Annotated in this window: 7 protein-coding genes and 2 pseudogenes; 3 read left to right on the top strand and 6 right to left on the bottom strand. The window is 59.9% G+C overall.

The window, feature by feature from the left end:
• Nucleotides 1-252: 252 nt before the first annotated feature.
• From ELY13_RS15595 to ELY13_RS14095, 3 genes are all read left to right on the top strand, one after another.
• Nucleotides 253-597 (top strand): transposase, encoded by a 345-nt coding sequence (locus ELY13_RS15595; protein ID WP_126174545.1) that lies wholly within the window; start codon nt 253-255, stop codon nt 595-597.
• A gap of 72 nt (nt 598-669) precedes the next feature.
• Entirely contained in the window at nt 670-1,401 is a 732-nt protein-coding gene (locus ELY13_RS14100; RefSeq protein ID WP_126174544.1) for an SDR family NAD(P)-dependent oxidoreductase, read from the top strand.
• 115 nt (nt 1,402-1,516) lie between these two features.
• The gene (locus ELY13_RS14095) at nt 1,517-2,173 is read left to right on the top strand and encodes an NAD(P)H-binding protein (protein ID WP_206436079.1); all 657 of its coding nucleotides are present in this window, start codon (nt 1,517-1,519) and stop codon (nt 2,171-2,173) included.
• Between the two features lie 199 nt (nt 2,174-2,372).
• Here ELY13_RS14095 and ELY13_RS14090 read toward each other — a convergent pair whose 3' ends face one another.
• From ELY13_RS14090 to ELY13_RS15435, 6 genes and pseudogenes are all read right to left on the bottom strand, one after another.
• Entirely contained in the window at nt 2,373-3,398 is a 1,026-nt protein-coding gene (locus ELY13_RS14090; protein ID WP_126174542.1) for an NADP-dependent oxidoreductase, read from the bottom strand.
• Between the two features lie 736 nt (nt 3,399-4,134).
• Nucleotides 4,135-4,476, bottom strand: coding sequence for a hypothetical protein (locus ELY13_RS14085; protein WP_126174541.1), 342 nt, complete (start codon nt 4,474-4,476; stop codon nt 4,135-4,137).
• Between the two features lie 165 nt (nt 4,477-4,641).
• Nucleotides 4,642-5,469 carry a M90 family metallopeptidase gene (locus ELY13_RS14080; protein WP_126174540.1) on the bottom strand — a complete coding sequence of 276 codons (828 nt, stop codon included), beginning with the start codon at nt 5,467-5,469 and terminating at the stop codon, nt 4,642-4,644.
• Nucleotides 5,470-5,688: 219 nt separating this feature from the next.
• Nucleotides 5,689-6,322 (bottom strand): annotated as a pseudogene (locus tag ELY13_RS14075) (tyrosine-type recombinase/integrase).
• 434 nt (nt 6,323-6,756) lie between these two features.
• Nucleotides 6,757-8,271 (bottom strand): sensor domain-containing diguanylate cyclase, encoded by a 1,515-nt coding sequence (locus ELY13_RS14070; protein WP_206436078.1) that lies wholly within the window; start codon nt 8,269-8,271, stop codon nt 6,757-6,759.
• Nucleotides 8,272-9,138: 867 nt separating this feature from the next.
• Nucleotides 9,139-9,277: pseudogene (locus ELY13_RS15435) on the bottom strand (IS110 family transposase); the annotation flags it as partial.

Genomic DNA, 9,277 nt, shown 5'->3' with positions numbered 1-9,277 from the left:
ACAGCGCCTCCTTGCGCCGCCTGTGAATCAAATCTGCGCTGCTTTGGGAATCCCTTTAATGGGTCCTGAGCCTAGGATTACTGTCAAACCATTTCCTCCCAATCGATGGAACCCAAAGTGCGTAGTTACACCGAAGGTGGTATGAGCTAGTGCGCTTAGCCCGGAATCTCACGGTAATGGGTGCATCGGGGCTCTGAATCTGGAACAATTCTTCTGCAACAAAGTCTTACCGGACTGCAGAGGAGTTCCCCGATGCCGACACAGTGTAGCGCAAGACCGCATGAGTTTGCACGCGTAGAGAATCGCTCGGTGGTGGCGGCATTCGACGGCGGCGCGGTGACGAGCGATGCCGGCGGATTGCTGCTGGGATCGACGGATCGCGCGATCCGCTTGGTCGAACGCTTCGCCGGCTGCTTTACCGACCACCGCCGTGCGGATCTGATCGAGCACGAGGGTACTGTCAGAAGGAATGCACCGGATAGCTGGCATCAGGGCGCTCTTCCGACCGCCTGCTCTTCAGCTCAAATTAGCCGGAATCACCCGAACACTTCCGTTAGCCGCAGCAGGGAACCCGTCCTTCCTGCAACCATTACCTGAGCCTAAGCTCCGCCGCGAAGCGCCTGACCGCAGTACGCTCGGGCGATGGCTCGCTGTTTCAAAGGAAAGATCATGCCAGACATCCAGGACAAGGTGGTTGTCATCACCGGCGCCTCATCGGGCCTTGGCGAAGCCACTGCGCGGCTGCTTGCCGCACGCGGCGCAAAGGTGTTCCTCGGCGCCCGGCGCGAGGAGAACCTGAAGCGCATCACCGGGGAAATCGGCGAGAGTGCAGGATACGGCGTTGTCGACGTTACCGACCGGGCGGGCGTCAAGGCATTCGTGGAGGCAGCGCGCGCGAGATGCGGCCGGATCGACGTGCTCATCAACAATGCAGGACTGATGGCAATCGCCCCCATGTCGGCCACTCATGTCGATGAGTGGGACCGGATGATCGACATCAACATCAAGGGCGTCCTTTACGGCATCGCCGCAGCCCTGCCGGTCTTCGAGGAGCAAGGCTCGGGCCACTTCATCAACATCTCGTCCGTGGCCGGGGTGAAGGTCTTCAGCCCAGGGGGCACGGTCTATTCGGGTACCAAGTTTGCGGTTCGGGCCATTTCTGAAGGGCTGCGCCATGAGGTCGGCGGCAAGATCAGGGTCACGACCATTTCGCCCGGGGTGGTAGATACAGAGCTGAAGCAGGGCACGTCTCATTCCGAAGCGGCGGAGGGCGTGCACGCGCTCTACGAGATCGCAATCCCTGCCGACTCTGTGGCTCGTGCAATCGCTTTTGCAGTCGAGCAGCCGACAAACGTGGACGTAAACGAGATCGTGCTCCGTCCCACGGTGCAGGAGTTCTAGCTGAGACCGGGGATGAATAGATCGTACTCACATTGGGAGGAGCGCATCACGATCCAACCAGGCGTCAGCTCTAGCCAGTAAGTTACAGGAAGAAGCACTCATGAGTATCAACCGTGTGGTTATCGTCGGCGGGCACGGCAAAGTGGCCTTGCTCGCTGCGGCTAAACTCAAGGCCTCCGGCTATGCCGTGAACTCGGTGATCCGTAATCCTGACCAGAGCGATGATGTACGGGTCGCCGGCGGCAATCCCGTCGTGCTCGATATCGCATCGGCCAGTGTCGATGAGCTTGCAGCGGCATTCACCGGCGCCGAAGCCATCGTATTTTCCGCAGGTGCTGGTGGGGGCAACCCGGAACGCACTCATGCAGTCGACTACAAGGCCGCCACTCGCGCCATGGCGGCAGCAGCGCAAGCGAGCATCAAGCGTTTCATCATGGTCTCCTATGCTGGCGGTGGCGTGGATGTTCACCGGCTCGACCCGGAGCATTCGTTCTATCCCTATGCCAAGGCCAAGCACGACGCGGATGCAAAGCTGCGCGAAAGCACGCTCGACTACACTATCCTTGGCCCGGGTCTGCTCACCACCGAACCGGCCACCGGAAAACTCACGCGGACTGAAGACGCCAAGGACTGGCCCGATGAAAAGAGGGTCACCTCACGCGAGAACGTGGCCGAAGTGGTCACGCATGTCATCAAGGCGGATGCAGCCGTTCGCCAGACCGTGAATTTCTTCGATGGCAATACCCCGATTGCGGAGGCTATGAGCCAGTAGGTTTACGGTAGAAATTCCGTTCCCTCTGAACCATGGCTCCGAGACCGACTGCGGATAGTCGGGTTTACCGAAAATGCTTTGTCAAATCGGGACATCCGACAGCTGATACCCTCAATCCCCGTTCAGATGACGGCTTCGGCTTCCTGAAGCGGCCCTTCGTCTGGGTCCGGTTTCGCTGTGCGGAGCAGCCTCGTTCCGATCAGATCGGCCTGCTCTCCTCATCCGCAATGCGGGCTATGAGTGTGCCATTATTGCTGCCGTTGAACAGGGACGCGAAGGTGTCGGGCAAGGCCTCAAAGCCGGCGCGCACATCTTCCCGGTGCGCCAGCAGGCCCTGACGGTCCCATTCTGACAATCGTTCGAGGGCCTGCGGCATCTGGTCGGCAAAATCGGGAACGAGGAAACCCTGCAGGCGGATTGCGCCATAGATGATGCGCATCATGTCCAGCGGCGGGTTGTCGGCGGCATCATCGTATGTCGCGATCTGTCCGCAAAGAGCAATCCGCCCATGCCGACGCATACGCTGTACGATGTCGCGGAGCATGGTGCCGCCAATATTGTCGAAGAACACGTCGACCCCATCGGGGCACAAAGCGTCGAGCGCCACGCCCACATCTTGCGCCTTGTAGTCAATCACCTCGGCAATGCCGCAGCTGTCCTTCAGCCAGTTCACCTTTTCCGACCCGCCGCAGATGCCGATCACTCGTGCTCCGCGTATGCGCCCGATCTGAGCCGCAATCGAACCGACAGATCCGGCGGCACCGGACACGAGCAGCGTTTCGCCCGACTGTGGCTGTCCGACCTCCACTACACCGAAATAGGCAGTCAGCGCATTCATGCCCAAGATGCCGAGCGCATCTACGGAGGGAGTGTCATTCGGCACGACGCGATAGCCCTGTTCGGGATCGACCCACTGATAATCCTGCCAGCTGCTGCCGCCGACCAGGCGCGTCCCGACCGGATAATCGCTATCGCTGCTCTCGACGACACGACCCACCCCGGGCGACATGATCGGCTCGCCCAGTTCGATGGTGGGATAGTAGTCGCTGCGTTTGCCGCTGATAAAGTTGCGGATCGTGGGCATACAGAGCAGCATTTCAGTGCGCAGGAGCACCTTGCCGCCGGTGTCCGGCGACGCGAGCACCTGTGTCTCAGCATAGTCGAAGTTGCTGCGATTGACGGCACCCTGCGGGCGCGATGCAAGACGCCACTGGCGATTGATCATATAATGCAGTCCTTATCGAAGGTGAAACGCTACGCCGCGCCTGGAAGCTCCGCTTACATTACCAACCCCGGGCGACTGACAGATGTTCCACCGCGCCGCGACGCGTTTTTCCTTACTGGCATCTGGCGGTGCAGCGGCTTTCCCGATAGCGGTCGGGCAAGAAAAAATCACGCAGTGGCCGTCCTTGCGGTGAGATCTGTGGCCGGGAAGCACTCCTTCAGACCAAGCTGGAGGGCTTCCTCAAAGTCGGACGACCACCACCTCCTCCTCGGGCGCAACGTCAAGGTCGGGCGCTTACCCAAGCTCGTGCAGAACGGACCAAGGGGCGAAGCGAAGCGAAGGTTGGGTTTCAGGCTAAAGTCGCCTGGCGGCAGATGCATGCCGGTTGTGCCGATGTAGCACTACAAGAAATCTCCGGACACGATGCGGAGCTGCTAGCGCAGCAGGCGCATGGCGCAAGGCAGCTCCTGGGCCGTCTTCCGCCGGTCCGGTTACGGGGCACAGAAACTCGGAAAGCTGACACTCGGCCGGACCGATGAAGCCGTCAGTAGCCGCCGACATAGCCGTCATTCCCGGCTTCGGATTAGGTCGCCAAGAGCTGCCCTACATTTAGACACTCGCCGGTGACGGCAGCAGGACCGGTTGCTGAAAGGCAGGTCCTGGCTGGTAACTGGGCAAAGCCGCATGTCGGCTTTCAGACAACCGCCCCTAGGCATTTCATGGCCGCAACGGGTGGTTAGCTGCCGTTCCTGCGGAGCGTCTTCTGGGCCAGCCAAAGGTGGAGAACCTGGATAGCGACGAATGTGATTCCGAGCCCAATAAACGCGGGAAGCACCACGCCTTCTTGGCCGGGCCGAGGTTGCACGTTGAACGACAAAATAATCAGGATCGCAAAGGTAAGAAAAGCTAGTACAGGAATGAACGCAAGTCCTATGAGGCGCGGAGCAGACCACGTTACGTCTCCGGTAAGCCACCATTGCATCGGCAAGCGTTTTTCATGCCGGAGCCGTGCATTAGCCCGAAGAGCGATGCCAGCCAGGATCAAGCTGAAAAAGACGGCAGTGACAATCTGGGTCATGATCTACCTCCATCGCTAGAATAGCACCTGACGGAACGTCCGCAATGGGGGCGCTACCCGAAAGGCAGGAAATCTCGGCGATTGGCAAGAATCTGCCCTTCAGGTCCCGACCCGCTGGCGGACGAAGCCTCTCTCGTAAAACGAGGCTTTGCAGGCGATTCCTTCTTAGCGGTCGGCGCCGGCCCATCGCGCAGGGTCAAGCGCCAATAGCTCGGCCAACTGCGCATAGAGCGCGGGCTCTTCGCGGCGCAAAGCCTGGGGCTTTTCGAAGAAGGTTACAATTGCTTCGGCAAAGAACTCTTGATGGTTTGTCGCGCCATAGGCATCGACCAGCGTAGGGCGCCCGCTTTCAACCCTCTCCACATGGCCATGATAAGCATCGAGCATGGCTTTTTCCCACCCCAAAAACGCCTGTCCTTTGCGCAAGATAGGAAGACCATTGGTGTGACCGGTCAAACTGTCCAGCTGGTGCGCAAATTCATGGATGACGACGTTGTGGCCATCTTCTGCGTCAAGCCCGCCCTGCAGCGCATGATCCCAGGACAAGACTACCGGCCCTCGGGCCCAGCTTTCGCCCAGCGTTCCGATGTCGCTCTCATGTACGACGAAGCCATCGTGCGTGTTGCGGCCCGTGCGGAAACCCGAGGGGTAGACCAGTATGGTTCTGAGTGTGTCGTACCAGACCGGGCTATTGACGATCGGGAGGCAGGCTTGCGCAGCGATGGATAGTTTCATCTCGTCCGTCACCTCAAGATCCTGGTTGCCATGAAAAGTGATCTGATCGAGGAACAGGTTCATTTTCCCCTCGAGTTGAGGAAGCAATGATGCCGGCAGCCGTCGTATAATCGGCACCAGTTTTGCCACGGTCTTACGTTGGTCCGAAGTGAGCGGTGTCGTCAGGAGTTGTTCGCGTTTCCGCCGCGACGAAACATGGCGATAGAAAAGGACCGCGACAATCAGCAGGCCAAGAAGAAGGAAGGGCAAAACTGTCATCGGTCAGTGATTGGAAATATCGTGTCATTTACCGCGGGATCAAGAGCAAGCCACTTCTCGCAGTATTCGGCAGGGATATGGCATAACGGAACAAGCTTGCCCTACTTAGAGCGCAGCCTGCCCAGCGACGACTGCTAACCACCCAGTTACAGTCGAATTAGTGGGTTTGCAGAGCCCCAACAGCGGCCATCGGGCAATGTCCGATGGCCGCATTGATGATCAAATTTCGGTGCGCTCGGCGAGGATGAGCGCGTCCTCCACATCGACGCCCAGATAACGAACGGTGTTTTCGATCTTGGAGTGTCCCAGCAGAATCTGAACCGCGCGAAGGTTTCCGGTGGCCCTGTAGATCATGGCAGCCTTGGTGCGACGCATCGAATGCGTGCCATAGTCTTCTCGGCGCAGTCCGATGGCTGTGACCCACTCGTCGACGAGCCGGGCAATACTGGCGCGTGCTCATCGGGCGGCTGAGATCAAGACGACTGGGAAAGACATACCCATCAGCTGGCCCGCCACGACGCTGGAGCCATGTCGCAAGGCTGCCGCGAGCGTCAGCGGTAATCTCGAACTGCACCGGTCGTCCTGTCTTCTGCTGGACGACGAGAGCGCGGCTCCGAATATCGGACCCCGCCACAAGATCACCGATCTTGAGCTTCACAAGGTCGCAGCCGCGCAGCTTGCTGTCGATGGCGAGGTCAAACAGCGCACGATCGCGAAGCCGCTCCTCCCGGTCGAGGAAGAATCGGATTGCCCAGATCTGCTTCTGCGTGAGGGGTCGCTTCGTTCCCACGGTCCTTCCAGCATTCCACGCCGCGCGGTTGTGCATCGCCGGGTCTAAGTGCGAGTAGGTCATCGTCGTTCTCCGTGGCCGTGATTGGCCATGGAGTAGAACGGGCGCGGACTGGCCTGCCTCGACACAAAGCGGCCATTACTGCGCGCGGCCTCTATGACCGCTTTCGGGAGAGGCCGGCGATTGGCCTAATGACCGGGATGAAGGCGCGAAGCTGACTCGCGAACTCGCTGCCAAGAACGTCCGCTATCCCATCGTGGTTTCCAAAAACCGCCGTTCCGGATCGTCCGACAATGCTGCCGCTCCAGCGGCACGCGATCTACGTCCGCTTTCGGCTCGTCGACTATGATCCCGAACAACCGAGATTAGGGCGCGAAGCGGTGCTGTCATCTGTGGATGGCCCCTGCGCTGCAATTCGCAGATAGCGTCCATTGACTGACGCGGCTGACATCGACCAGAGCACTCAATCGCAATCGGCTTTGCGGTGTGATGGCACGCTAACGGAGCACGCCAGTTCGGCCATGCCATTGGACCGTGCCGTCTTCCTGGTCCTCTGGGTCTAAGAAGCTGATCTGCGCATCGGATGCTTCAACGATGTCGGACGCGAATACCACCGTGTTCCGGCCGGCATGCTTCGCCGTGTAGAGCGCGCGATCCGCTCTTCCGTAAAGCTTTCGGAATGGTCCATCGGCCACGCCTTCGGCCACACCTATGCTTACGGTCACCGAAGGAAGCGGCGTCCCGGTGCTTTGATCGCAGGTGCCCAGTTGCTGGCGCACGGCTTCGGCAAGCTGGCCGAGCGCATGGTGCGACAGGCCGGCGACCCCAAGAACAAACTCTTCGCCTCCCAACCGACCAGCTAGACAAGGATAGCGCTGCTCAAACGATTGCAGTTTTGTCCCGAGGGCGACCAGCACGGCATCGCCAGCCTCGTGTCCGAAACGGTCGTTCACACGCTTGAAATGGTCCACATCGATCAGAAGCAGCCCAAACGGGCTCGTCTTGTGCTCTCCAAACGCCTGTTCGCACCGGCTGACAAAGCCCCGCCGATTGAGCAGGCCGGTGAGTGGATCGCGATCGGCCAGTTCGGCAAGCGTGTTGCCGGCGGCTACGGCAGCATCGCGTTGGACACGCAAGGCACTCAGGCGCGCGGTCGCAAGCGAGGACAGGCAGAGGGCCTGGAACGCAGACGCGAACAAGACTACGATCTGCGCGCCCCCGCCCCACAGAAATGTGTCGAAATCGACCAGCTGAGTCATAGCTAGCACGATCATCGGGAACGCCCAGCTTATCGCCATGTCCCGGCCTTCTGCATAACCGCGCCACCAAGTGATTCCGATGGAGATCGCGACGGCAGCGAGCGTCATCAATGTCCCGATACTCAGCAGGATGCCGTACACGGCGAGATCGGCGCCGGGGACGCTAGCGAAGATGCCCAGCGCAGCCACCAGGAGGCCAAGACCGATAACGGATCGCCTCGCTGTTTCCGGCAGGGCTGATCGCAGGGCGGCAGCGGTCGAAAATGCCGCAAACATAATGGCGAGGCAGGCAAGAATCGTTGCCAGCCGGCTCGATACCGTGCCCGCCGTCTCGGGAAAGAAAACCAGCCCGGCCTGCGACCAGACAATGCCCCATACCAGTACCGCTGCCGCCCAGAAGCCATGCCATAGAAAAAAACGACGACGCAGAACCAGGGCAAGCCCGATATTGTACGCAGCCGCCATGGCCAGCAGCGCGAGTGCGGCGCCGATCGCCAGTGCGGACAGCTCGAACTGCCGGGCCGCTGTCTCTCCCGGCAGAAAGCGCACACGCAGCAGATCATAGTTTCCAAGGTTGTCGATCCGCATCCAGGCGGCAGCCACAGGAATACCGACGCGTGCCGAAAAGGCGATCTGGCCGCCGGTATGCCAGTGATCGCGATACGACCCTTGGTGGACCGTTTGAATGTCGGTCGATCCATCGGGATAGACAAACATGGCGCTCATGCTGTTGAACCGCGTGGTGTGTACCACGAGTGAGCCATCTCCTTCTGCGGCCTCTGCTGGAAGAGGCAGCCGCAACCACAGACTCTTCTCCCGATAGTCTGCTGGCGCTCCCGCACAGCGCATTGCGGATGGATCTGGCGGGACCTCCGGTTGCGCCAGAACGGCGAAGCAAGTCCCTGCCGGCGGGGTCGCGGAAACGGGAAATCCGACCAGGCCTACCAGCAAAAGCAACAAGCTGGCGAACCACCACCGGCTTTCGATCGGCAGGTCCACCGTGTCGCTCCAATTGACAGCTGTTGGAAGGAATGAGTTTTACCGGGTCCTACTATCAAGCTGGTTGCGCAGCTAAAAGCAGTAATACTGCTCATGCACTGAGCCGTTACCGATGCCGCTGATGATCGCTTCGTTCCGGACGTGATAACGCGAGCTGGGCTATTTACCGATCTGTTTCGCCACGGTTTCCGGCAGAAACCTGTAGCTGTCGATGATCTCAGCGTTTGCGTAGAAGTTTTCCCGCGTGATTTCATGATCTTGCGATTTGTCTGGTGAAGAGCTGGATGAAAGCGATGAGCAGCCACGTGGTCGTCGAGGCGATGGTCTGCTCGAAGGGCGCTGTCATCTGTGGATGGCCCCTGCGCTGCAAGGGGTAAATTGAGTTGATGGTTTGATCTGTCCGGGTGCGGTCATCTGTCCGGCCTGTTTGTGCGGCGCGAGATAGCCGCTGGCCCTGATGGTGTCCGCAGGCCGGGTCCCACTCAGTCGGGCGAGCACGAAGCTTGCGACAGCACCTCGGGTTGTCCCGGCCCTTGCGGCCGCTTTTCAGATCGTCATCATCAATTCAATGCAGCACCCTTACAGTTCGACGCGGGCTACGCTTGTGCGCCGCGATTGATTTCAGGCCGCAGCCGGGGAGCGATAGCTTTCTCCGCGCGCCAGCACGACCCAGATAATCCGGGCGGTTTTGTTGGCCATGGCCACGGTGACAAGCCGAGCCGGCTTGCGCTCGAGCAGACTGCGGATCCATCTGGCTGCC

Origin of the sequence: Altericroceibacterium xinjiangense (assembly GCF_003958635.1) — a bacterium.
GTDB classification, from domain to species: Bacteria; Pseudomonadota; Alphaproteobacteria; order Sphingomonadales; family Sphingomonadaceae; genus Altericroceibacterium_A; species Altericroceibacterium_A xinjiangense.
This window is presented reverse-complemented; position numbering and strand designations above follow the sequence as displayed.